Source organism: Oceanisphaera sp. W20_SRM_FM3 (assembly GCF_052119705.1).
Lineage (GTDB): Bacteria > Pseudomonadota > Gammaproteobacteria > Enterobacterales > Aeromonadaceae > Oceanimonas.
Window position 1 is genome coordinate 54,531 of record NZ_JBGQOP010000007.1, and the last position, 24,203, is coordinate 78,733.

The 24,203-nt window shown below is 50.6% G+C and carries 18 protein-coding genes; 6 read left to right on the forward strand and 12 right to left on the reverse strand.

The window, feature by feature from the left end; genetic code table 11:
- Window positions 1-65 precede the first annotated feature (65 nt).
- Entirely contained in the window at window positions 66-554 is a 489-nt protein-coding gene (locus ACEN2G_RS05795) for a GNAT family N-acetyltransferase (protein ID WP_442020528.1), read from the forward strand.
- 256 nt (window positions 555-810) lie between these two features.
- Here the strand turns inward: ACEN2G_RS05795 and ACEN2G_RS05800 are convergent, their stop codons facing one another.
- From ACEN2G_RS05800 to arcA, 12 genes are all read right to left on the reverse strand, one after another.
- Window positions 811-1,956, reverse strand: coding sequence for a ribosomal protein uL16 3-hydroxylase (locus tag ACEN2G_RS05800; RefSeq protein ID WP_442020529.1), 1,146 nt, complete (start codon window positions 1,954-1,956; stop codon window positions 811-813).
- Window positions 1,957-2,203: 247 nt separating this feature from the next.
- Window positions 2,204-3,571, reverse strand: a complete 1,368-nt coding sequence (gene purB / locus ACEN2G_RS05805) for an adenylosuccinate lyase (RefSeq protein WP_442020530.1) — start codon at window positions 3,569-3,571, stop codon at window positions 2,204-2,206.
- Window positions 3,572-3,965: 394 nt separating this feature from the next.
- Complete coding sequence (hflD, locus tag ACEN2G_RS05810; RefSeq protein ID WP_442020531.1) at window positions 3,966-4,592, reverse strand: high frequency lysogenization protein HflD; 627 nt, start codon at window positions 4,590-4,592, stop codon at window positions 3,966-3,968.
- Complete coding sequence (gene mnmA / locus ACEN2G_RS05815; RefSeq protein ID WP_442020532.1) at window positions 4,589-5,695, reverse strand: tRNA 2-thiouridine(34) synthase MnmA; 1,107 nt, start codon at window positions 5,693-5,695, stop codon at window positions 4,589-4,591. Before mnmA ends, hflD begins: the two co-directional genes overlap by 4 nt.
- Window positions 5,696-6,248: 553 nt before the next feature.
- Complete coding sequence (locus ACEN2G_RS05820; RefSeq protein WP_442020533.1) at window positions 6,249-6,653, reverse strand: group II truncated hemoglobin; 405 nt, start codon at window positions 6,651-6,653, stop codon at window positions 6,249-6,251.
- Between the two features lie 45 nt (window positions 6,654-6,698).
- A complete protein-coding gene (locus ACEN2G_RS05825; protein ID WP_442020534.1) occupies window positions 6,699-7,502 on the reverse strand; it encodes a slipin family protein in 804 nt (267 codons plus the stop codon).
- A gap of 26 nt (window positions 7,503-7,528) precedes the next feature.
- Window positions 7,529-8,941 carry an NfeD family protein gene (locus ACEN2G_RS05830; protein WP_442020535.1) on the reverse strand — a complete coding sequence of 471 codons (1,413 nt, stop codon included), beginning with the start codon at window positions 8,939-8,941 and terminating at the stop codon, window positions 7,529-7,531.
- Window positions 8,942-9,279: 338 nt separating this feature from the next.
- Complete coding sequence (locus tag ACEN2G_RS05835; RefSeq protein WP_442020536.1) at window positions 9,280-10,722, reverse strand: vWA domain-containing protein; 1,443 nt, start codon at window positions 10,720-10,722, stop codon at window positions 9,280-9,282.
- Window positions 10,723-10,725: 3 nt separating this feature from the next.
- Window positions 10,726-12,180, reverse strand: a complete 1,455-nt coding sequence (locus tag ACEN2G_RS05840; protein WP_442020537.1) for an AAA family ATPase — start codon at window positions 12,178-12,180, stop codon at window positions 10,726-10,728.
- Window positions 12,181-12,697: 517 nt separating this feature from the next.
- The gene (gene mgtE, locus ACEN2G_RS05845) at window positions 12,698-14,038 is read right to left on the reverse strand and encodes a magnesium transporter (protein ID WP_442020538.1); all 1,341 of its coding nucleotides are present in this window, start codon (window positions 14,036-14,038) and stop codon (window positions 12,698-12,700) included.
- Between the two features lie 650 nt (window positions 14,039-14,688).
- Window positions 14,689-15,144, reverse strand: a complete 456-nt coding sequence (locus ACEN2G_RS05850; RefSeq protein ID WP_442020539.1) for an NUDIX hydrolase — start codon at window positions 15,142-15,144, stop codon at window positions 14,689-14,691.
- A 285-nt stretch (window positions 15,145-15,429) separates the two neighbouring features.
- The gene (arcA, locus tag ACEN2G_RS05855; protein WP_442020540.1) at window positions 15,430-16,146 is read right to left on the reverse strand and encodes a two-component system response regulator ArcA; all 717 of its coding nucleotides are present in this window, start codon (window positions 16,144-16,146) and stop codon (window positions 15,430-15,432) included.
- 1,015 nt (window positions 16,147-17,161) lie between these two features.
- Here arcA and ACEN2G_RS05860 point away from each other — a divergent pair.
- From ACEN2G_RS05860 to thrC, 5 genes are all read left to right on the forward strand, one after another.
- Window positions 17,162-17,653 (forward strand): putative 4-hydroxy-4-methyl-2-oxoglutarate aldolase, encoded by a 492-nt coding sequence (locus ACEN2G_RS05860; protein ID WP_442020541.1) that lies wholly within the window; start codon window positions 17,162-17,164, stop codon window positions 17,651-17,653.
- A 487-nt stretch (window positions 17,654-18,140) separates the two neighbouring features.
- A complete protein-coding gene (locus ACEN2G_RS05865) occupies window positions 18,141-18,860 on the forward strand; it encodes a tRNA/rRNA methyltransferase (protein ID WP_442020542.1) in 720 nt (239 codons plus the stop codon).
- Between the two features lie 536 nt (window positions 18,861-19,396).
- On the forward strand, window positions 19,397-21,856 hold the full coding sequence (gene thrA / locus ACEN2G_RS05870; RefSeq protein ID WP_442020543.1) for a bifunctional aspartate kinase/homoserine dehydrogenase I: 2,460 nt from the start codon (window positions 19,397-19,399) through the stop codon (window positions 21,854-21,856).
- The gene (gene thrB, locus ACEN2G_RS05875; RefSeq protein WP_442020544.1) at window positions 21,857-22,813 is read left to right on the forward strand and encodes a homoserine kinase; all 957 of its coding nucleotides are present in this window, start codon (window positions 21,857-21,859) and stop codon (window positions 22,811-22,813) included.
- Window positions 22,810-24,093 (forward strand): threonine synthase, encoded by a 1,284-nt coding sequence (thrC, locus tag ACEN2G_RS05880; RefSeq protein ID WP_442020545.1) that lies wholly within the window; start codon window positions 22,810-22,812, stop codon window positions 24,091-24,093. Before thrB ends, thrC begins: the two co-directional genes overlap by 4 nt.
- Window positions 24,094-24,203 lie beyond the last annotated feature (110 nt).

A 24,203-nucleotide genomic window follows, 5' to 3' on the forward strand; every position in this document is an offset into this window, starting at 1 on the left:
TCTTGAAAACTCTACTTTCTGTGGATGCTATAGATTCCGTTGCGAAAAGTCTTTAAAGGTAATTTATGCTGATTTGCAGAACCGAACGCCCGGGTGACGGTGATGAAATAGACGAGCTGGTATGCGCCGCCTTTGGCCGCGAGCAAGAAGGCGATTTAGTGTGGGCGCTGCGCGAGCAGGGCGCCATTAGCCTGAGCCAAGTGGCAGAATACGACGACGCCATCATAGGCCATCTGCTAATGAGTCCGGTATTGATCGAAGGTGAAGATATTGGCTGGTTGGCGTTGGCACCCGTGAGTGTTTGGCCCGAGTGCCAAGGCCAAGGGGTCGCCAGCGCCTTGATTCGTGCGGCTCTCGATTGTGCCAATGAGCTGGATTGGGCCGGTGTGTTGCTCTTAGGTAAGCCAGAGTTTTATAGCCGTTTTGGATTTAAGCCGGCCATTGAACTCGGCCTCGAATACGAGAATGCTAAGGCCGATGAGACATTGATGGCCATGGCGCTGAAAGCCCAACCTGTCAGCGGTCGAGTCACTTATCATCCGGCGTTTGGCTAAGAATGTGAAGAGTGAAGTAGACGACATAAACCCAGACCTAGCCCCCAAAATATTTGGCAACGAAATCCACAAAACCCGCAAAAAGATATAGACCACATCTCAAAGTGCGTATTTTATGGGTAAGATCTTACCCATAAAATTTCTATTCGGCCCTTATCTCATATTAATTTTTTAGTGGGTTTCGCGGGTTTAGTTGCAAAAATAGCTTTAGTCTTTGTTCTAATTCTTGATTTTAACTCACAGCTTACCGCTGGGGTTATTCTTCATCTTCTTCAAAATACCAATAGCCTTGATTAACCAAGGGCAGCAGTACTTCAAGCAGCGCTTGCGGTTTTGCTAAACAGGCGATTTGTGGGCCGTGAATGCGCGATTGGTCGCAGAGCAGGGCAATGGCGTCTTTGTCTGCTTCGGCTAACTGATAACGCTCGCCGTCGAGGTAAAACACGGCGCTTTCTCCGGCCATATAAAAGCAGCGTGCGCCGGCTAAACGATACAAGTAATCGCCGTGATCCAGGCGCAACACTAATTCTTCCAGACTATAAGCCGGTTCGGCGGGCTCAAGATCCAAGTCGTGCTTGGCTTCTGAGGTCATTTCACCAAACCAACTCGCCAAGCGTGCAGGATCAGCTAATAGCTCCGTCATTAGATTCTTAACTTGATCTAATACTTCCGGCTCTATGCGGCCATGAGCTTGAGTTGCCGTCATGCCTGCGTCATCAAAGCGGCGGCTGTCGCACTCGTTAGCCAGCAGATGATCGGCAAAGCCTGAGATTAAATCCCGAGCATCGGGTGCGCGAAAGCCCACCGAATAATTGAGTGCTGCAGTTTCGGCATAGCCTTCGTGAGGGCAGCCCGGCGGAATATAAAGTACGTCGCCAGAGGTAAGTACTTCATCTATCTCGGCGGTGAAGTCTTCGCAGTGACGCAGCGCGCCGTTGGCGGCAAATTGCTCAAGCTCTTGGGGCAGGCCTACACGCCAGCGGCGGGTGCCGGAGCCTTGAATAATAAACACCCCGTATTGATCGATATGCGGACCCACGCCACCACCGGGTGTGGAAAAGCTGACCATGACATCATCAAAACGCCAGCCCGGGATAAAGCGAAATGCATCCGCCAGCTCTTGTACGTCTGGGTGCCATTGGTTTACCGCTTGTACCAATAAGGTCCAATCACGCTCGCCAAGGTGATCGTAAGTATCAAAGGGGCCGCTTTCTGCGTGCCAGCTGTCATCACTTCGCCACACGCGGCGCGATTCAACTTGGGGCTCAAGCGCCAGGCCGGCTAATTCATCTGGGCTAAGAGGATCTTCAAACTGAGCAAATCCTGCCTTGATCAGCAGTGGCTTCTTTTGCCAGTAATGAGCCAAAAAATCCGTGATATCGAGTTTGAGTGCGCTCTGCATGGCAACCTGTCATTAAGGGAAAGTAAGATAAGAATAGCCAGCTATTATGCCAAGGCGTAGTCGAGATAGATAGATTGGGAAAACAGAGCGGTCAGCTAGAAGCCTGAAGCTGGAAGAAAAATGATCTAATACAGAGATGCAGTGCTTTTGGTTAGCGAAATGATAAAACAAAAACACCGAGCTGTTGAGGGCTCGGTGTTTAGTCTTGTGCTTCTAGCTTCTAGCTTCTAGCTTCTAGCTTCTAGCTTTAGATTTTATCCGTCAACTCTATGGCGCTGCCGATGTAGTTGGCAGGCGTTAATAGCTTCAGCTGTGCCTTAACCGGCTCTGGCAATTCCAAGGTATCGATAAAGGTGTGCATGCCTTCGGCGTTCACACGCTTGCCGCGAGTCAGCTCTTTCAGCTTCTCGTAAGGCTTTTCGATGCCGTAGCGGCGCATCACGGTTTGGATGGGCTCGGCTAACACTTCCCAGTTTTGATCCAAATCGGCGGCCAAAATAGCAGGGTTGGCTTCCAGCTTGCTGATGCCTTTCAGCGTGGCTTGATAAGCAATCAGCGAATAACCCACGGCTACGCCTAAGTTGCGCAGTACTGTGCTGTCAGTTAAGTCACGCTGCCAGCGTGAGACCGGTAATTTCACCGCTAGGTGATTAAAGATGGCGTTGGCCAGACCTAAGTTACCCTCGGAGTTTTCAAAGTCGATGGGGTTTACTTTGTGCGGCATGGTGCTGGAGCCGATTTCGCCTTCCACGGTGCGCTGCTTAAAGTAACCGATGGAGATGTAGCCCCAAATATCGCGGTCAAAATCTAGGATGATGGTGTTAAAGCGCGCTATGGCATCGAACAGCTCGGCGATATAGTCGTGCGGCTCAATTTGGGTGGTGTAGGGGTTAAAATCGAGACCAAGGCCGGTCACGAAGCGCTCGGCAAAGCCGTGCCAATCGATTTCTGGATAAGCAGACAAATGAGCGTTGTAGTTGCCCACGGCACCGTTGATTTTAGCCAGCATTTCTACGGCTTTGATCTGCTTAAGCTGGCGCTCAAGACGATACACAACGTTAGCCATTTCTTTGCCCAAAGTCGTGGGTGAAGCAGGCTGGCCGTGGGTGCGGCTCAGCATAGGCACGTCACGATAGCGGGCGGCCAGTTGCTTGATGGCATCGATTAATTGCTGGCAATAGGGCACCAGCACTTGGTCGCGGCCGTGCTTAAGCATCAAGGCGTGAGCGTTGTTGTTGATGTCTTCACTGGTGCAGGCGAAGTGAATAAATTCACTGACTGCGGCCAGCTCTGGCAGCACTTCTACTTTTTCTTTTAAGAAGTATTCCACGGCTTTTACGTCGTGGTTGGTGGTGCGCTCTATGTCTTTGATGCGCTGGCCATCGGCTTCATTAAAGTTGGCGACAATCGCATCGAGCAAGGCATTCGCCTCGGCTGACAGCGCAGGCACTTCACTAATGTCGGCATTCGCGGCCAAGGCTTGCAGCCAGCGCACTTCCACTTCTACACGAAAGCGCAATAAGCCGAATTCAGAAAAAATAGTGCGCAACTCCGCGGTGCGACTGCCGTAGCGGCCATCAACCGGAGAAATAGCCGTTAATGCTGACAATTCCATGAACAACAACTCCTAAACGTGGGGGGTAACTAAAATATAGCTTTAAGCTATCAGCTGTAAGCTTTCAGATAAAACGTGGTTCTAAATATTAGTTCTAAATATTAGTTCTAAATATTGGTTCTAAACAAAATCAAGATGTTGGAGCCCTAGCATGTTGGTACCAGAGCCCAGTAGAACATGACGAAGATTTGCTACTGACAAAATAGCCACAACAAAGCGGGTATTAATTACTTCGCGTATCACTACTCATGGATTACCGCGTCGTTGCACTCCTCGCAATGACGCAGGTGATTAGGGATTGGTGATTAGGGACTGGCACATCCGCCCCTATTCCCCGAACACTAATCCCTATTCACGCTTAGTTCCGTGGCCAAGAAAATACTTAGTGTTAGCGCTATATTTCGCGTAACGCGGCTTGGGCTTGGGCCACCACACGTTTACGGGAAAACAAAATTTGTCGGCGCTGACCACCGAGTTGGCGCCAGAGTACGGCACTGCGAATACCGGCCAGTAATAAGGCGCGAATTTGATGCTGCACCAAGGGTTGCTGTAAAAATTTAGGCTCGCCGGCCACTTGAATGCGTGGCCCTATGGGGCTGATGATGTCGCTGTAAATGCTGGCCATATTGGCCAGCACTTGCTCGTCGAGCAGCTCAAAGTGGTGGCGCTGGCGTTTCACTTGATTGATACGCTCACCCAACATGGCCATTAAGTCGCGGCGTTTGGCCAGCTTGCGCTCCAGCGCCAAGGTGCCAACTAAATAGCGGGTTAGCTCGGCGTTTTTACGGCCGTCGTTATTGCCAAGTTGGTCAATAATGGTTTGGTAGCCTAGCGCTAGCTGGGCCTTACCACCAAAGACGTCGGCGGTATTCTCTGCGTCCGTCATTAAAATACTGTTTAAGGTGGCGCTTAGCTGGTCTTTATCTTGGATAATGCCTTGGCGCGCTACCTGCTGGACTAAACTGACCGCTTGGCAAATGCCAGCAAAGGCCAGAGTTTGATTTTCAAGATTATGGCTCACGCTGACTCCTCATTAAAACGGTTTTCAATGACGCCGCCGCCTAAGCAGATCTCATCCGCATAAAACACCGCGGACTGGCCTGGGGTGACCGCCGCTTGTGGCTCATCGAAGGTCACCCGTATGGTGTCGTCATCCAAGGGCTCCACCAGACAAGCAATGTCGGTTTGGCGATAGCGGGTTTTCACCGTGCAACGCAAGGGCGCGCTTAACGGCGTACGATCCACCCAATGCAATTGGCGGGCAATCAGGCCTTTAGAATACAGGCGTGGGTGATCGCCTTGGGCCACCACCAGTACATTGCGCTCCAGATCTTTATCCACCACATACCAAGGGTCATCACTGGCATTTTTTAAGCCGCCAATGCCTAAGCCTTTGCGCTGGCCCAAGGTGTGGTACATAAGCCCCTGATGCTCGCCGATGACATCACCGTCTACGGTTTCAATTTTGCCCGGCTGGGCCGGCAAATACTGGGCGAGAAAGTCGGTAAATTTACGCTCGCCAATAAAGCAGATGCCGGTGGAGTCTTTCTTCTTGGCGGTGACTAATTCCAATTGCTCGGCGATGCGCCGTACTTCGGGCTTTTCGAGCTCACCCACAGGAAACAGGCTCTTGGCTACTTGCTGAGAGCTCAAGGTATATAAGAAGTAGCTTTGGTCTTTATTCGTGTCTTGCCCGCGCAGCAACTTAGGCTGCTCGTCAAAGGTGCGGCGCACGTAGTGGCCGGTGGCAATAAAGTCGGCGCCTAAGTCTTCGGCGGCAAATTCGAGGAAGGCTTTAAATTTGATTTCTTTATTGCACAATATATCGGGATTAGGCGTGCGGCCGGCCTTGTATTCGGCCAAAAAATGCTCGAATACATTGTCCCAATACTCGGAGGCAAAGTTGATGGTATGCAATGTCATACCGAGCTTATCGCACACGGCTTGGGCATCGGCTAAGTCTTCGGCGGCAGAACAAAACTCGTCGGTGTCGTCTTCTTCCCAGTTTTTCATAAACAGGCCTTCCACCTGATAGCCCTGCTGTTGCAGCAGATAGGCCGAAACTGATGAATCTACGCCGCCGGACATGCCGACAATCACTTTTAACTGACTGTTATCGTTCATTACTCGCCGTCACCTAGTTGCAAAACGGCTCACATTTTAACAGACAAAGCTCGCCAGCGGGAGGCTAACGGGCTAATTGATTGGCTTTGATTATTTGTGTGGGATTTATAGGAGGGTATTTGAGTACTGCGGCCTACCAGAGTGACAACAAAGAGCCTTAAGAGCTTTTTTCGCAACGAAAGCCGCTAAAACCACGAAAAAATAGGGATAAGATCTAAAAAGAGATATCTATGGGTAAAAGCAATATCGCCGAACCACTTTGGGTGTTGGCTTGGTCTTACCCTTAGACATATTTCTTCTTAAGTTAATCTGTTAGTGGGGTTAGCGCCTCTCGTTACAAAGAAGCGTTGCCCAAATACTGAAGAGCTTGATCTGCAACGAAATCCACAAAACCCGCCAAATCATAGAGATCACATCTTAAAGGTGACTATTTAATGGTTAAGATCTTACCCATAAGGTCTTATTCGTTCTTATCTTGATTTTTTAGTGGGTTTCGTGGATTTCGTTGCAAAGATGTTTTTTTGTTGAAATTGTTGGAGGTCGAAAGTCTTGGTTAGTCCTGGGTACGGCAGCGCTCGGCGGGCACGCTTAAGGCGCGTAACAAATAGGTATTAAACTCCGGATCATAGTCTTGTTTAGTCAGCGCCTGTGCCATGCATGCCAGCCAAGCATCGCGCTCATTGGGGCCAATCGCTAAGTGAGCATGGGCGCGCGGTATGCTAATAGGGCCGTATTTCTCACGGTATAAGGAAGGGCCGCCTAGCCAACCGGTTAGAAAGCGCGCCAACTTATCGGTGCTCTCAGATAGATCGGCAGGATGCATGGCTCGGATCACCGCCGCATCGGCGCGGGTGTTCATGGCGTGATAAAAATCTGCCGCCAATTGTTGTAAGCCAACAAAGCCACCGGCGGCTTGCAGTGAGGCGTCGCCTTGACCGTAAACGGGTAAATTGTTCATGATGGTGCTCTTATTAAGTGTAGCGCTGCGCTGAAAAAACCGACCTTACGTTATCTCGTTGGGTGAGCGGGTTTCAGTGGGTGGCAACGGTTGCTCGGTGACCGATTGAAACATCTTACCCAACTCCAGTGGCAGCGGAAATACAATAATCTTGCTGTTGTCGTTGGTTATCTCGGTCAGTGTTTGTAAATAACGCAGCTGAATTGCTTCCGGCTGTTGGCCTAACATGCGGGCCGCTTCCAGTAATTGTTTAGAGGCTTCCAGCTCGCCGGTGGCGTGAATAACCTTGGCGCGGCGTGACCGTTCGGCTTCGGCTTGGCGCGCAATGGCGCGGATCATAGACTCATCTAAGTCGACGTGTTTGATCTCTACGGCGGTGACCTTGATACCCCAATTGTCGGTAGTTTGATCCAGAATTTGCTGTAAGTCGGTATTTAAGGCATCGCGCGCCGACAAAATATCGTCTAACTCATGTTGGCCCAGCACGGAGCGCATTGTGGTTTGTGCCAACTGACTGGTCGCTTCAAGATAGTTCTCGATATTAATAATGGCCTTTTGCGGATCCGCGACTTTAAAGTACAAGACCGCATTCACTTTAACGGTGACGTTATCTTTGGAAATAATATCTTGCGACGGCACATCCATGGTGACAATGCGCAGATCCACGCGCACGATTTGCTGCACAAAGGGGATCACCAAGATAAGCCCAGGCCCTTTGATCTTATAAAAACGGCCCAGTAAGAAGATCACGCCGCGTTCATATTCGCGCAAGATCCTAAATGTACTGGCAAACAGCATCACCAGCAGCACCACTACCAAGATCTGAAAATAGATGTAGTCGATGGTCATGAGTGTTTCTCCTCTGATGTTTGAGCTTAATCGTTGGCTGGTCGCTGTGTTAACGGGCGCACTTCCAACACCAGCAGATGGACCGCCAGTACCACTATAGTTTGCTGCGCACTGATGGGCTCTGTGCTCTGAGCTTGCCAGCGCTCGCCTTGTACCATCACATAACCGGTCGGCGCAATATCGGTGAGCGCCTCACCTTGCAAGCCCACCATGGTCTGGATGCCAGATAGCACAGGCTGATGGCGTTGTTTGATGATCAGGCGAACTACCACCAGCATTAGCCCCAGTGACACTAAGGTAAAGGCCGCAATCAAGGGCCAAGCCAAGCGGAAGGCTTTATCTGGAGTGTCAAACAACAGCACAGAGCCCATCACAAACGCCACCACTCCGCCTAAACCAAATACGCCCAAAGTTGGCGTTATTGCCTCCGCCGCTATAAACACCAAGCCTAACGCCAATAAACCTAAGCCAACGCTGCTAAAGGGCAGCATTTGCAGCGCCATGGCGGCCAGTAATAAGCAAATAGCGCCACTGATGCCCGCCACGCCAAAGCCTGGGCTCATAAACTCCAACACCAAGCCATAAACGCCGATCAGTAACAGCAAGTAGGTGATATTCGGGTTGCTGATGGTAATGATAAATTGCTGGCGCCAGTTGGGCAGTCGCTGCTCTGCGTTTAACTCGGTGGCCAAATTGGCCGTGGCGAAGGTATAGGGGCTGTCGTTGATTGTTAATTGGCGGCCATTAAGCATTGTTATTAATGTCGGTATGTCATCGGCGATTAGCTCAATCACATGCTCGTTTAAGGCTTCAGCGGCGGTGAGCGTGGCGGCCTCGCGCACCGCCAGCTCTGCCCACTCGGCATTGCGCCCGCGAAGTTGCGCCAAAGAGCGTATGTAGGCAACGGCGTCATTGCGTATCTTGCGCTCCATATTGCTGATACTTGGCGCGGCGGTGGCTTCATCTGTGTTATCCAGCGGCTCTGCGGTGGGTTGTATTGGGTCGTTTTTAGAAACTTGCGAAGTCAGCTGCACAGGCGTAGCCGCACCTAAATGCGTGCCCGGTGCCATGGCCGCTACATGACTGGCATAGAGAATATAGGTGCCTGCCGAGACGGCACGCGCGCCATTGGGAGCCACATACACCACCACCGGAATATTCGACGCTAAAATGGCGCTAATAATGCTGCGAGTGGCATCATATAAACCGCCGGGTGTGTCGAGCGTGAGCAATATAAAAGCGGGCTGTTTGATTTCTGCTTGAACCAGCTCGGTTACAATAAAATCAGCGGTGCCAGAGCCGATAGGTCCTTTGATATCCAGCTGCCAGTAAGTCTGTTGCACCGCGGTTTGTTGAGGCTGCACTTGTGCCACCACTTGCGGTGTAAACAGGGGCCAGCTCAGCCAACAGAACAGTAATATTATTCTGCGCCAGTTCATCCCATTACTCCTCTCTCGCTCAATAAAGCCTAGCGCACTCATTAAAAGTTGGCGGTTTTTTAAATAAATCGAGATCAGCAAAGGAGTCTGGACGTGTAAAAGAGTGAAGGGTAAAAGGTAGCGCTAAGCGCTCAGCCAAAAAAAGATATCGAGGCTTCGTCATGCTGATACTGAATCAAGTTCAGCATGACGAAGATTCAGTACCGATATGACGGTTGGGTGTGGGTATGGTATTTATACAGTCATCCTGACGCACGTCAGAATCTTGGTTTAGGGGAGATTGACGCTGGTAAGCCCGTCCGGTTCACCCTTTACGCCTCACCCCTCACCATTTTCAGCTACTGCAGTCGCGCCGCTTGCTCTAGGCTCTTCCAGTCACTGAACAAATGCACAGGATCGCACAGCTGCTGCATGGCGTGCAGGGCGGTGGCATAGCCTAATTGCAGGCCAAACATACGCACGCCCTGTTCGTCTTTGGCTTGCTGCACAAGGTGGCGCAATTCTGCACTCACCTGAAACTCACCGTCACTAACCAGCAAGATATCTGCTTGTTGCCAAGCTTGTTGTTTCAAGTTCTTTAAGGCGGCCACTAGCGGCGTGTTGACATCGGTGCCGCCACTAAAAGAGCCGCGCAGCATATCTAATAATTCGGGCAGGGCCAGCGTTTGGTTGTCGAGCGTTAACAGCTCATCGGCGCCGCCAAATAAGTAGACCAAGCAGCCGCGGTCTTGCTTTTTCGCCACTCTAAGCGCTTCTAAGACCAAGGCCTTTGACACTTGCTCCGCAAGACCGTGCATAGACGCCGAGGTATCTAAGCATAAAATAATCGGCCCTTGTTGCAGGCCTTGGCCGGCCCCTTCGCCTTTGCCGGAACGCGGCGAGGTCCAGTCGGTGCCGGCATCTATGGGCATAACGCCGGCCACCGCATAGCTGAGCAGCCCTTGCTCGGCGCGTCTGGCATGCCAAAGCATTTTTAAGACCGGATGCCCCATAAAGGCGGCCTCTAAAGGCAACATGCGCGCCAAATTATCGGAGCGGGTAATGCCCTCGGTTTCCATGGGAATGCCGGGGATTTTTCGCTCTTGTGGGCCTCGGTCTTGCGGGCTCATCTTTTGTAATAAATGGCTGAGGCTGGCGCTTTGCTCCGGATCTGGTTTCTGTTGGCCTAACAGCTGCAGCAGCTTTTGCAGCGGCTGCACTTGGGCTATCCAATTGCTTAAGCGCAACAGATCAAACCAAGCGCGATCCCGCAGCTCGCCGCGGTTTTGGTCGTTCCCGATGGCGGGTGCTATGCCTAACTCTTCGGCCACCTGATCCATCGACTGCCAAAGACTGACTCTGTGCTGCCATTGCTCAGCCAGTTTATGCAGTGCCGACCAAGTATGGCGAGCGCGCGCTTTTTGCTCGGCCAGCTCAGGCGCCATGCCGTGCAGCATCAAGCCCCCTGCGGTGGCAGGCCACGCCAGCTCTACTTGCTCCAGCACCAACAAAATATCTTGCACCACGGCTTGCGCCACCTCTGGCGTATCTTGGCTATAATCCAGCGCACCCGATTTAGCCAGCAACACCCGCACTCGGCGCTCGGTACTGTTGCTGAGCCAACTCTTGTCTCGGTGAGCAGCGGGCAGCACCAACTCGCCGTTATCTAATTGTTGCAACCAGTGTTGCACTGTCTCGGCTCTGGGCAAGAGGTTGCCCAAGGGGTGGGTGACCACCAGTGCAAATAAGTTTTCGGGCAGGGCGGCAAGGGGTGCCAAGCCCACCGGCAGCGGAGTAGCCATGACTTAGTCCTTAACAGGCAGGGCGGCAAAGGCCTGATGCAGCTCTTGCAAGCGCGTTTTTTGTAGGCTGAGCTGCTGCTGTTGACGGCTCAATTGGCGCTGTGCCTGAGTGGCTAAGTCTTGCTCTAACCAAAGATGAGTAGCCAAGCGCTCGGTTAAGCCGCTTAATTGCTGCTCTAGCCAGACTAAGTACTGACCGAGCTCCGCAATCCGCTCATCTAACTGGCGCAGGCGCGAGGCAATGTGCGCCGCGGGCCAGGCCTTGGGCTGCAGGGCACTTTGGCGCTGATACAGCTCCATCACGGGTTCGTATAAGTCGAGATTGCTGCCGAGATTGCGAATTTCATCTTGGGTAAAGGTGGTGTTAGGCACGCGAGGTTGGCGATACAGCAAATCCCCAAGCTCGTTGCGTTTTTGGCGTTGGCCTTTGGCTTCCACCACGGTTTGACCTTGCTCGTCTAAAAACAGCTGATAGCCTTGCTCATCAAGGGCTGGCACGATCGGGTCTGCGTCTTGCTCGAGGCGCTGCTGCCAGCTGTCCACCAGCTCCGTCATTAACTCGGCATTAAAGCCCGGATCTGAGGCGATATTTTGCGCCAACCACTGGCTCAAAACGCCATATTGCTCAGGGCGCTGCCATAAACAATGGGGCAACACCCAAGCATCATATAAGCCGGCCTCGGTATCGCCGTTACAAAAGGCCGATACTTTTAGCAGCTTTACGACCTTGCGCCAGCGACGGTCGGAAACGACGATTTCTTGCTCCGCCAAGAAGTGGCGCAAGCTGTGCAACAAACGGATTAAGCCGCTGGATAATTCTAAGTTACTGGCACCTTCGCGAATGGCCATTAGGTCTGCGGTGCTGAGGCGGTCCGCATCAATGGGTGCTTGGTAGCTATGGTTAAGGGTCAGTAATTGGGTAAAGCTTTCGTCTTGCACCGGCTCTACTTCAAAGCGCAGCAAGAAACGGTCGTACAACGCATTGAGCTCAGCGCCTTCGGGCAATTCGTTACTGGCGGCAATCACCGCAATTAAGGGCACCTTAACGCGCTGGCTGCCGTTATCGAATTGGCGCTCGTTTAAGATGGTGAGCAGGCTGTTTAGAATGGCGCTGTTGGCTTTAAAAATCTCATCGATAAAGGCGATCGCCGCTTCAGGTAGGTAGCCCTCGGTTTGGCGCAAGTATCTGTCTTGCTCCAATGCCTTAATGGATAAGGGGCCAAATAACTCTTCTGGCACCGAGAAGCGGGTTAGCAGGCGTTCAAAATAACGGCCATCTTCCACCATAGTGTGCAAGCGGCGCGCCAACTCACTCTTGGCTGTGCCCGGCGGGCCCAGCAGCAGTAAATGCTCACCAGATAATGCGGCCAACAGGGCGAGTCTGGCCGGTGTATCCCGTTCTAGCAGCCCTTGCTGTAAATGGGTGATCAGTGCAGCAATACGGGATTTAACGACCATGTATCCAACCTGTAAGTTAATTGTATTCAAAATGTCTTAACATCTTACCCAAAAACGCAGAGTACGCAAAATGTGTGAGGCAACCTAAGGTAACGGCAAAAAATTAATGGGGGTAAAGAGTGAAGGAGACAACCTCGGCCCTTAGCTGCTTTCGCTGCAGATAGCTTTAGAACCTTCTTCGCAACGAAACCCACAAAATTCACTAAAAGATCTACATAAGAGAACATGCTGCAAATGGTAAGACCTACAACTAAGCACTGTATTGGTTCTTACCATCAAAGTCCCTTTTTCGATTTTATCCTTATTTTTTCGCGGGTTTAGCGGGTTTCGTTGCAAAAATCTTGGCGCTTGGTGTCGGGGGCTTGTTTTAGTCCTGACCATAAAGCGTTCTTGCAGATTTGATCACTATTTTTCCGTGGGATTCTGTGGCAAATAATCTTTAATCTTTCGGTGGTTTTTGAACTTTACTCAACATTCAGCACTAAAAACTCAACACTGAAATAGCGGAACGCTATGCTCACCCCAGCGCTAAAAATTGTGAGGCTATATATAAGTACATAAGTACGCCTGAGGCATCGCACACAGTAGTGATCAAGGGCGCACTGGCGCTCGCTGGGTCAAAGCCCATATTGTTCAGCACAAAGGGTAAACTCATACCAATAAGACAACCAATCATCACCACCATCATCATGCTCATGGCCAGCACCATAGCGACCATAGCGTCACCGCGCAGATAGCCAATAGCGGAAATCGCCACCGCCATGGTGCCGCCTAAACATAAGGCGACTAAGGCTTCTCGGCCCAATAAGCGAAACCAGTCGCGCATTACCACCTCGCCGGTGGCGAGCGCGCGCACCATCAAGGTGGCGGACTGAGAGCCGGCGTTACCGCCGCTGCCCACCAGTAAGGGCAAGAAGAACACCAGTACTATATTGGCGGCAATTAAGTCTTCAAAATGGGCAATACCGACACCGGAAAATAAGTTACCGAATACCAATAACACTAACCAAAACACTCGCTTCTTATAGAGCACGCGAATGCTCACGTCTTTCATGTTGCCAATCATGGTGCTCACACCACCGGACTTATGAAAGTCGTCGGTGGCTTCTTCACTGAGCACGTCCATGGCGTCATCGTGGGTGACTATGCCCACCAAGGCGCCGTCTTCATCGACGATGGGCAGCGCTATTAAGTCATAGCGGGCAATGATTTTGGCTACGTCTTCTTGGTCGTCATTCACGCGACAATGAATGGGCGAATGGATCATGATGTCGTGCATCAAGGTGGGCGGTGAGGCTAAGATCAGCGCGCGTAAAGACACCACGCCCAATAACTTGCGCCCGGCATCAATCACATAAGCATGATAAATGGTTTCTGCATCCGGGGCTTCGGTACGCAGGGCGCTCAAGGCTTCGCTGACGTTCATATTAGCGTCGAGCGTGGCGTAATCTGAGGTCATTAAGGCGCCGGCCGTGCCTTCTTGATAGGAGGCCAGTTTGCGAATGTCTTCGCGCTCCGCCTGCGCCAATGCCGGCAGTAGCGCGTCTTTTTGTTGTTGATCGAGTTGTTTATATAAGTCGGCCCGCTCATCGGCGGGCATTTCTGATACCAACCGTGCCAGATTAGCTCGAGGGAATGCCCTCGCCAAAGCTATCTGCTCGTCCATATCTAGGTAGGAAAACACCCCAGCACGGTCAGGCATTTGGTCTAGCAATTGCCACGCCAGTGCAGGTTTTATATCGGCTAAGGTATCGGCGATGTCGACGGGGCGCATACCTTTCACATGGCCTAGCGCGCGGTCAAATTGCTGCTGTTCAATGTCGAGCCCTAAAACTCGTGCAAGTGCTTTATGATCCATAATTTTGCTCTGCGTGATGATCAAATAGGCCGTAACCGTTTAGCTAAAAAAGCAGCTAAAAAAACTGCGATATGCGTTAATTTTAGATATAAAAGTGGCGAGTTTTGTATTGTCGAATGCTAAGTGATTGATTTTTTAATAGCAAGCCAATACCAGTGCAGGTGAAGGGTTAGGTGTGAAGAGTGAAGGGGGCAATATAGCCCTAAGATAAAACCATAGCGCACTGCGCCCACATCCCAGAGTCCAGCCTTAAGAAGTACAAAGAACTACCTGATTACGTATGAACTTCAGCCATGATGCGCGTTGTTTTAGGTTTTTGTAGCTGCCACTTGTTTATAAACAGAAAGTTTCGGCAGGCCAGCTTTGCTGGCAATTTTTAAATAAAAACATAAAACCGTGGCGAAGTCCTCTTCGCCGAAGAGACGGCCACCTACGTTGTAACCCATTGAATATATTGACGCTGAAGTCACTGAAACATAGCTGAACTTTGTGGATAATCAGGTAATGGTAAGACCAAGTCAACGTCCAAAGGGGCTCGGCGATGTTGCTCTAACCCATCAATATTTCTTTAGGCCAGCTCTCTATTTTTTCGCGGTTTTCGTGGGTTTCGTTGCAAAAAAATCTTTAGCTATTGAACATCACTCAACACTTTACCGCTGTTGTTTCAACATGCTCAGATCAAAACGTGCACCCGCCAAGTAATCCTTAAAGGAGGCTAAGATCATTGGGCTGCGCAATTGCTCGCCTAAGGCTTCAATCTCGCTCAAGGTCAGCCAATGGCAACAAATAATATCGTCGTCTGGGTCTTGTGGACAGGTGGCTAATGGCTCAGGCACTTCGGCACAAAAGGTAAAGCGTACGAAATGGATGCCGTTATCGGGGGCAGTAAACTGATAAATGGCCACCCCTTGATCAATTTTAATATCCAGCCCGGTTTCTTCTAATAGCTCTCGCTGGGCGCCTTCAATAATAGCCTCGCCGGGCTCAAGATGACCCGCTGGCTGGTTAAAACGAATGCGGCCTTGTTGCCACTCTTCGACCATTAAAAACCGTTCGCCGGCCTGCACTATCATGGCCACAGTAACGGCAAAAGGATGATGACTCATGAGTTCTCCTGTTTTGTTCTAAGAACTTAAATATATTTTGCAACGAAAGAACACGAAACCCACGAAAAAATAGAGATCAAATCTAAAAGAGATTGTAATGGTAAAAGCAAACATCGAGTCTTTTTGCCGTGAGCTCTAACCTCAAAAATTTTGCTGTTATGTTAATCTTTTAGTGGATTTCGCGGGTTTCGTTGCAAAGATCTTTGATCTTAAGTTTTTAAACTTTAAAAACAAAAAACCTCGCAGGGCGAGGTTTTAAGTGTGTGGCAATTCATCAGCTGGCGATTAAGCCTCTAAGTCACCGCAAAAGCGATAGCCTTCGCCGTGGATAGTGGCGATGATTTCTGGCGTATCAGGCATAGACTCAAAATGCTTACGAATACGACGAATGGTGACGTCAACTGTGCGATCGTGGGGTTTAAGTTCGCGGCCGGTCATCTTCTTCAATAACTCGGCACGGCTTTGAATTTGGCCTGGGTTCTCACAAAAGTGGATCATGGCGCGAAACTCACTGCGCGGCAGCTTAAACACTTCGTTATTTGGGCTGACCAGTGCGCGGCTGTTAATGTCCAACGTCCAACCGTTAAAGCGATAAGCATCCACTTGGCGCTCTTCTTCTGGCGCGTCAGGCACTTGCATGGTGCGGCTTAGCAGGTTGCGGGCGCGTATGGTTAGTTCGCGGGGATTAAACGGCTTAGTAATATAATCATCGGCACCAATTTCTAGGCCTAGGATTTTATCCACTTCGTTATCACGGCCGGTCAAAAACATCAGCGCTAAGTTGTGTTGCTCGCGCAATTCACGAGCCAGCAACAAGCCATTTTTGCCGGGCAGGTTGATGTCCATGATCACTAAATTTATGTTGTTGTTTGACAGTGCCTGATACATCTCATCACCGTCTGTGGCCTCTAATACAGAATAACCTTCCGCTTCAAAGATACCCTTTAGGGTATTACGAGTAACTAACTCGTCTTCAACAATAAGAATATGTGGAGTCTGCATGTGTCTACCTGTTTATTAGATGTAAATATAATGGAGTATCAATAGTGGCCGGAGTAGGAAATGTGGATTATTTGTAACTCATCTACCCTCTTACGCCACGCTACTGTTAAGTGGCGAGCTTTTGGCTCGCTGACACTGCTTGTTTTAAGCTGTTTTTATTTGCATCCCATGCAGTTACTGCCATCCCACGTCTTTGCTGTCATGTGATCGCTGCCATGTAGCTGCAGCATGTATTTTGCACGTTGCCCATTACATGGCGTCTAAAGAGACAGACGGGACAAACAGAGATCCATTACCTAAAGTTACGCTATTTTAACAGTTAACAGGGGCATAACAATAGTCATCAGCTGAAATGTTAAATAGTTTTAGACGCAAGTTTGATCGAGGTCAAGCTAGGTGAAGGGCAATGTTGAGTTTTTAGTGTTGAATGTTGAGTTAAGACCAAAAGCAGGGATTAGGGATGAGGGAGTGGTCAATGATACCAATCTAAGTAAAGAAGTGGCCTGTTTAAGCGAATCACAAAGATAAGTGCCGCCCTTGTAGTCCCACGCTTCAGCTGTGGGTCTTGCAAAGCAAGAAGGCTTTAAACATTCCCGCTGAGACGGGACTAGCAGCTGAAGCGCTAGACTACAAAACACCGTCCAGCCTGACTTTAGGTGTTGTATTCACTAAGATCGATAATACTGATCAGCTAGTTTTACAGAATGGTATGACAGGCAAACCTAGGTTTCTAATCCCCAATCCTCAGTCCCCAGTCTCTTGTCTCAGTCCGTCGTTGCGAGGAGTGCAACGACGCGGCAATCCATGGTTTTTCATGTTGAATGATAAACATAGTGCCCTACGCCGAGAAAAGGCTTAGGTTTACCCTTACACTCTTTACGCTTCACCCTAAACATATTTATTCAGATTTTATCTTCATTTTTCCGTGTTCTTCCGTGTATTCCGTGGCAAATGGCTTTAAAGCTTTGTCTTTCATACAATTAAGCCCACTCATAAAAATAGTAAGGAGTAAGGCATGTTGGATTTATTACCGGATTTATGTGATGAGCACGAAGATAAGATTGAAATATTGGCACCCATCTTTAAAGACTATGGCGCTCAAATTAACTTTTGGGGTAAAGCCGTTACGGTAAGCTGTTATGAAGATAATTCGAAAGTGCGCGAGCTGGTGGCTACACCCGGCACCGGCAAGGTGTTAGTGATTGACGGTGGTGGCTCGGTGCGCCGTGCATTAATGGGTGACCAAGTAGCTGCCACGGCACTCGACAACGGCTGGGCCGGCGTGGTGATCTACGGCGCCATTCGTGATGCGGGCGCGATTGGTGCCATGGCGCTGGGCGTGAAGGCGCTGGCTACTTGCCCGATGAAAACCGAGAAACACGATGTAGGCGAAATAGACGTGCCGGTCACCTTTGCCGAGGTGACCATTAATCCCGGCGATTATATCTACGCAGACATCAACGGCATTATCGTGTCGCGAGAAGCCCTGAGCCATCCCTCTTTCTAAAAAACCTTCTTTGCCACGCCTATTTGTAACGAGAGCACAGAACGACACAGACGAAAATAAATAACATAAAAAGACTTTATTTTGTAAGGTCCTATATATGGATAACGGGGTTGAAAACCACCGCTACCGAGTCTGTACTTCTCTCTGCCGGCACGAGCATATCGTGGCAAAAAATATTTAAGATCTTGATCTGCAAAGAAATCAAAAAAATCCACTAAAAGATCAACATGACACGAAACGTATTGGAGCAAGACCTACAATTAAGCCCTGTATTGGCTCTTATTATAAAAGTCCCTTTTTCGATCTTATCCCTATTTTTTCGCGGGTTTGGTGGATTTCGTTGCAAATTATTTAGTGCTTGGTTTTCTGGTTGCTTGGCGCTGGCTGGTACTCTTTTAGGTGTCCCAAGCGGCGCTTTTATGGCAGAATGTGCGCCGTTTCTTTGGGTATTCGCTAAGCAAAAAGCTCGGCAAAAGTAGGGTAGGCCATGCAGCTGTATTTTGTACTTAAATCACCGGCGCGGGCGGAAAACGTAGGCGCGGCGGCGCGCGCCATGAAGACCATGGGCTTTGATCAGATGCGCTTAGTGAACAGCCGCGTTCATGAACAAGACAAAGCCCATTGGGTGGCCCACGGCGCCCAAGAAATTTTAGATAACGCCGAGTATTTTGCCGAGCTGGCGCCCGCCTTGGCCGACATGGACTTAGTGATTGCCACCACGGCCCGCGAGCGGGGTCGTTATCGTTATTACCTGACGCCGCAACAAGCCATCACCCAAGTTAATAATAAAAAAGTGCAAAAAGTAGCGCTGTTATTTGGCTGTGAAGAGTCCGGCTTAAGTAACGAGGATTTGGCACTGGCCGATATTATTAGCTACTTGCCGCTTAAGGTGAGCTATCCGTCGCTGAATCTCGGCCAAGCCATTATGCTCTACGCCTATGAATTTAGTCAGGGCGTGCACGAGCCAGCAATAGCAGATAAGGCCGAAGCCGTCGCTGATAACGAAACTCTTGGCTCCAATAAGCAATTAAGAGTGCTGCAACAAAAAACAGCACAATTGTTTGATAAAATTGGGGTTGGCCAGCAGGAAAAACTGGCTGGATGGGTATCTGACCGTTTGCCTATGCTAGAACAGCGCGATCTAAACCTCCTGCATCTGCTCTTGAAAGACTTAGATAGGGCGCTGTCTGAGCACAAGGGCGGTTGACAAGCATGCTAGCTCGGGTTATTGCTATGCCACTCGTTCTTCAAGGTTGTTCGTTATGTTGCCAAGCCAGCGCCTCATTACCAGCATTATTATTACCAGCACCATTATTGGTACCATTACACGTGGTACTGAAGCGGGCTGATGCGCTAACAACACTTGATTAGAATCTAAGAGCCCGCATCCCCATCCGATGCGGGCTTTTTTGTTGCGTTTTTAGCTGTTTTTTATACCAATTTAAGTAAAAAAGTCGCCTGTTCAAGCGAACTACAAAGATAGGCACCGCCCTTGTAGTCCCACGCTTTAGCTGTGGGTCCTGCGCAGCAGGATAGTTTAAAACATTCCCGCTGAGACGGGACTAGCAGCTGAAGCGCTAGACTACAAAACACTGCCCAGCCTGACTTTAGGTGTTGTATTCACTAAGAGTGACAATACTGACCAGTTAGTTTTACAGCATGGTATTAGTTAAATTTTGTTCGTTATTCTTTTTCGTTTTCTATTTTTCGTCTAGCACTTTTGCCTAGCACAGGGAGTTATCAATGCGTGTCTTGAAATTTGGCGGCACCTCTTTGGCCAATAGCGAGCGATTTAATAACGTCGCCGATATCGTGGTCAATAATCAGCAGCAGTCTCAGGCGGCGCTGGTCTTATCCGCCCCCGCCAAAGTCACCAACCACTTGGTGGCCGTGGTTGAACAGACCATACGTGGTTTGGATCCGGCGCCGGTATTGCAGGAAATTGAGCAGATTTTTCATGGCATTATCGACGGCCTCAAGGCAACTTTCCCTGCGTTTGACGACACGGGTGTGAAGGCGCGAGTAGAGCGCGAACTCAGCCAGCTGGCGCGTTTGCTGCAAGGGGTCGGCTTATTACAGCAGTGCCCAGATAACACCCAAGCACACATCTTAAGCCGTGGCGAAGCCTTATCCATCGCCACCATGGCGGCCTTGCTGACCGCTCGCGGCGAGCAAGTTGAAGTGATCACGCCTCAGGCCATGTTGTTAGGCGAGGGCAGCTATTTAGAAGCCACAGTGAACATCGAAGTGTCACGGGCGCGTTTTGCCGAAGCAGGCTTGCGTAGTGATTGCATCTACCTGATGCCGGGCTTTACCGCCGGTAATGACAAAGGCGAAACCGTGATCTTGGGTCGTAATGGCTCAGATTATTCCGCTGCCGTGTTAGCCGCTTGCGTGAATGCCGAGTGTTGCGAGATATGGACCGATGTAGATGGCGTGTACAACTGCGACCCACGCTTGGTGCCAGACGCTAAGTTGCTAAAGCAATTGTCTTATAAAGAAGCCATGGAGCTGTCGTATTTTGGTGCCAAGGTTTTGCATCCCAAAACCATTGCGCCCATCGCTCAGTTCCACATTCCGTGCTTGATCAAAAACACCGGTAACCCGCAAGGCGAAGGCTCGTTAATCGGCCCCGAGTGCAGCGACGACGATCAGCAGGTAAAAGGCATTTCCGACTTAGTCGGCATGACCATGATCAACATATCGGGTCCGGGTATGAAAGGCATGGTCGGCATGGCTGGGCGCTTGTTCTCTTGTGTCTCCCGCGCCGGCGTCAGCATAGTGCTGATCACCCAAAGCTCATCTGAATACAGCGTGAGTTTTTGTATCCATAACTTCGACCAAGCCAAGGCGAAAATTGCCATCGCCAACGAATTCGCACTGGAATTTAAAAACAAGCTGCTTGAGCCGTTAGATATCATCGAAGACTTGGCCATCATTTCTTTGGTCGGCGATCGCATGCGCATGGTGAAAGGCGTGTCGGCCCGCTTCTTTAATGCCTTGGCCGAAGCCTCCATTAATATAGTAGCTATCGCTCAGGGCTCGAGCGAGCGCTCTATTTCTGCGGTGATCCACAAGGCAAAAACCACCGAAGCCATTAAGGCTTGCCATCAAAACTTCTTCTCGAGCCGTCGCTTTATTGATGTGTTCTTAGTGGGTTGTGGTGGCGTGGGTGCGGCCTTGCTCGAACAAATTCGTCGCCAGCAGCCGGTATTGCAAAAGCAAGATATCGGCATTCGCGTGGTGGGCATCGCCAATTCGCGCCAGATGGTGTTAAACCGTGACGGTATCGAGCTTGCCAACTGGCAAGAGCAGCTAGAGCAAGCCACCGAAAGCTTTACCTTAGCGCGCTTGCAGCGCATGGTCGAAGACAGCCATCTGATCAATCCCGTACTGGTGGATTGCACCTCAAGCGAGGGCGTGGCCGAGCAATATGCCGACTTCTTGGCCGCTGGCTTCCATGTGGTGACCCCGAACAAGAAAGCCAACACTGCCAGCCTAGATTATTATCGCCAGCTGCGCCGTGCCGCCCAGCGTACTCACCGCAAGTTCTTGTATGAGACAACAGTTGGCGCCGGTTTGCCGGTGATCGAGAACCTGCAAAACCTGCTGCGCGCGGGCGATGAGCTTAAAGCCTTTGGCGGTATTTTGTCTGGCTCCATGTCTTACATCTTCGGTAAGTTAGATGAAGGTATGAGCTTTGCCGATGCCACCCGCATCGCTCGCGATAACGGCTTTACCGAGCCGGATCCGCGTGATGATTTAAGCGGCATGGACGTGGCGCGCAAGCTGTTGATCTTGGCCCGCGAAGCCGGTATGCAATTGGACTTATCCGACATTGAAGTCGAAGCCAGCCTACCGCCACACTTCGACGCCAGCGGCGATAACGACACCTTTATGGCCCGTTTGCCAGAAGCCAACGCCTACTTTGAGCAGCGCGTGTCAGAAGCGGCGAGTGAGGGTAAGGTGCTGCGCTACGTGGGCGAAATTGAAAATGGTCACTGCAAGGTTGCCATTAAGGCCGTAGACGGCGATGATCCGCTGTTCAAAGTAAAAGACGGCGAAAATGCGCTGGCCTTCTACACCCAATACTACCAGCCAATTCCGCTGGTATTGCGTGGCTATGGTGCCGGTGCCGATGTGACCGCCGCCGGCGTATTTGCCGATTTATTGCGCACCCATAACTGGAAGCAGGAGATTTAAATGAGTGTAGTTGCCTTTGCCCCTGCCTCTACCGCCAACGTCAGCGTCGGCTTTGATATTTTAGGGGCCGCCATGGCCCCGGTAGACGGCACCTTGTTGGGTGACCGTGTGTGGGTGGGAGATACGGAGGGTGAGTTTACCCTCACTACAGTCGGTGCTTATGCCCATAAGTTGCCCGATGATTTTACCCAAAACATCGTTTATGACTGCTATCTGGCCTTTGAAAAAGCCATTTTCGATAAAGGCGTGACTAGCAAAAAGCTTAAGATGACGCTGGAAAAAAGCATGCCAGTAGGCTCGGGCCTCGGCTCCAGCGCCACCAGCATAGTGGCCGCTTTTGTGGCACTAAATGCTTTTTACGACAAGCCACTCAGCGAGCATGAATTGATGTTGCTGATGGGCGAGCTAGAAGGGCAGATCTCCGGTTCTTTGCATTACGATAACGTCGCACCTTGTCATTTTGGTGGCCTGCAGTTGGTCGTCGACGAAGCGGGCATAGTGAGCCAAACGCTGCCGAGCTTCGATGATTGGTATTGGGTGCTTTGCTATCCGGGTATTAACGTTTCTACCTCTGCCGCGCGCAGCATATTGCCGGCTCAGTATCGCCGCCAAGACTGTTTAACCTATGGCCGTCGTTTGGGCGGTTTCGTGCATGCTTGCCACACAGGCCAAGAGACACTGGCTGCGGCCATGTTGAAAGACGTGATTGCCGAACCTTATCGCGCACAGTTGATCCCAGGCTTTGATGCGGTGCGTGAGCAAGCCGCCGCCATGGGCGCACTGGCCACCGGTATTTCTGGCAGTGGCCCCACGGTATTTTGCGTGCTCAAAGATTTAGGCCAAGCCGAGAAGCTGAAAAGCTGGTTGGGCGAACATTTTATTCAAAATCAGGATGGCTTTTGCCATATTTGCAAAATCGATACCCAAGGTGCTCGAGTAACAGGAACTGAATTATGAAGCTGTATAACATTAAGGACAATTCGGAAACCATAAATTTCGCTGGTGCCGTTAAGCAAGGCTTAGGTCGTGGTCAGGGGTTATTCTTCCCAGAAAACTTAACGCCCATGGCCAACATTGATGCATTGCTCGAGCTGCCTTTAGTGCCGCGCTCGGTTGCCGTGTTACAGCATCTGATTGGTGATGAAATTCCTGAAGCGACACTCGCCGCCATGGTAGAGCGCGCTTTTACCTTTCCCGCACCTTTAGTAAAAGTTGACGAGCACACCTACGCATTGGAGCTGTTTCACGGCCCTACCTTGGCGTTTAAAGACTTTGGCGGCCGCTTCATGGCTCAGTGCCTAGCGACACTCAGCACTGATGGTAAGAAAATTACCATTCTGACTGCTACCTCAGGCGACACAGGTGCCGCGGTGGCGCACGCCTTCTACGGCCTGCCCAACATTGACGTGGTTATCTTGTATCCAGAGGGCAAAATCAGCCCGCTGCAAGAAAAGCTGTTCACCACTTTAGGCGACAACATTCGCACCCTAGCGGTGAAAGGCGACTTCGACGATTGTCAGGCATTAGTAAAGCAGGCCTTCGACGATGAAGAGCTAAAAGCGGCGGTAGGTTTAAACTCCGCCAACTCTATCAACATCAGCCGTTTAGTGGCGCAGGTGTGCTACTACTTCGAAGCCATCGCCCAGCTACCCGCCGAGCAGCGCCACAAGGCGGTGATTGCCGTGCCATCAGGTAACTTCGGTAACTTGACCGCCGGCTTAATTGCCAAGGCCATCGGCCTGCCGGTGAAGCGCTTTATGGCCGCCACCAACGCCAACGATACCGTGCCTCGCTACTTGGCGAGCGGCAGCTGGGATCCTAAGACCACGGTGGCCACCATTTCTAACGCCATGGACGTGAGCCGCCCGAACAACTGGCCACGGGTTGAAGAATTGTGCCGCGTTAAAGGTTGGGATCTGGCCGATATCGCCTCTGACTCACTCAATGACGAGCAAACCAAAGACGCCTTACGGCGCCTATTCGCCCAAGGCTACTTATGTGAGCCACACGGCGCCATTGGTTGGGATTTGCTCAATAAAGAGCGCGGCAAAGATGAAGTGGGCATTTTCTTATGCACCGCCCATCCGGCCAAGTTCAAAGAAAACGTCGATGAAATTTTAGGCCAAGACTTAGCCTTGCCAGGTCCCCTCGCCAAGCACATGGCGATGGAGCCGCTGAACGGCACTATTCCTGCCGACTTCGCAGCATTGAAAGCCGAGATGTTAAATAAAGCTTGAAGCCGTAAGCGATAAGCTGGAAGTTAAACACAAACACCGAGCTATTCAGCTCGGTGTTTTGCTTTTTGCTCTCCAGTTTGGGCAAAACGATTTTGCTCCTTGTTTCGTTT

What these genes read in the sequence shown, in the direction of transcription:
- ACEN2G_RS05795 (WP_442020528.1), top strand. Translation starts at nt 66, where the DNA reads ATGCTGATTTGCAGAACCGAACGCCCGGGTGACGGTGATGAAATAGAC.
- ACEN2G_RS05820 (WP_442020533.1), bottom strand. Translation starts at nt 6,653, where the DNA reads ATGAACAATTTACCCGTTTACGGTCAAGGCGACGCCTCACTGCAAGCC.
- arcA (WP_442020540.1), bottom strand. Translation starts at nt 16,146, where the DNA reads ATGCAGACTCCACATATTCTTATTGTTGAAGACGAGTTAGTTACTCGT.
- thrC (WP_442020545.1), top strand. Translation starts at nt 22,810, where the DNA reads ATGAAGCTGTATAACATTAAGGACAATTCGGAAACCATAAATTTCGCT.
- ACEN2G_RS05835 (WP_442020536.1), bottom strand. Translation starts at nt 10,722, where the DNA reads ATGGCTACTCCGCTGCCGGTGGGCTTGGCACCCCTTGCCGCCCTGCCC.
- thrB (WP_442020544.1), top strand. Translation starts at nt 21,857, where the DNA reads ATGAGTGTAGTTGCCTTTGCCCCTGCCTCTACCGCCAACGTCAGCGTC.
- mnmA (WP_442020532.1), bottom strand. Translation starts at nt 5,695, where the DNA reads ATGAACGATAACAGTCAGTTAAAAGTGATTGTCGGCATGTCCGGCGGC.
- ACEN2G_RS05825 (WP_442020534.1), bottom strand. Translation starts at nt 7,502, where the DNA reads ATGACCATCGACTACATCTATTTTCAGATCTTGGTAGTGGTGCTGCTG.
- ACEN2G_RS05800 (WP_442020529.1), bottom strand. Translation starts at nt 1,956, where the DNA reads ATGCAGAGCGCACTCAAACTCGATATCACGGATTTTTTGGCTCATTAC.
- ACEN2G_RS05860 (WP_442020541.1), top strand. Translation starts at nt 17,162, where the DNA reads ATGTTGGATTTATTACCGGATTTATGTGATGAGCACGAAGATAAGATT.
- mgtE (WP_442020538.1), bottom strand. Translation starts at nt 14,038, where the DNA reads ATGGATCATAAAGCACTTGCACGAGTTTTAGGGCTCGACATTGAACAG.
- thrA (WP_442020543.1), top strand. Translation starts at nt 19,397, where the DNA reads ATGCGTGTCTTGAAATTTGGCGGCACCTCTTTGGCCAATAGCGAGCGA.
- ACEN2G_RS05830 (WP_442020535.1), bottom strand. Translation starts at nt 8,941, where the DNA reads ATGAACTGGCGCAGAATAATATTACTGTTCTGTTGGCTGAGCTGGCCC.
- ACEN2G_RS05850 (WP_442020539.1), bottom strand. Translation starts at nt 15,144, where the DNA reads ATGAGTCATCATCCTTTTGCCGTTACTGTGGCCATGATAGTGCAGGCC.
- ACEN2G_RS05840 (WP_442020537.1), bottom strand. Translation starts at nt 12,180, where the DNA reads ATGGTCGTTAAATCCCGTATTGCTGCACTGATCACCCATTTACAGCAA.
- ACEN2G_RS05865 (WP_442020542.1), top strand. Translation starts at nt 18,141, where the DNA reads ATGCAGCTGTATTTTGTACTTAAATCACCGGCGCGGGCGGAAAACGTA.
- purB (WP_442020530.1), bottom strand. Translation starts at nt 3,571, where the DNA reads ATGGAATTGTCAGCATTAACGGCTATTTCTCCGGTTGATGGCCGCTAC.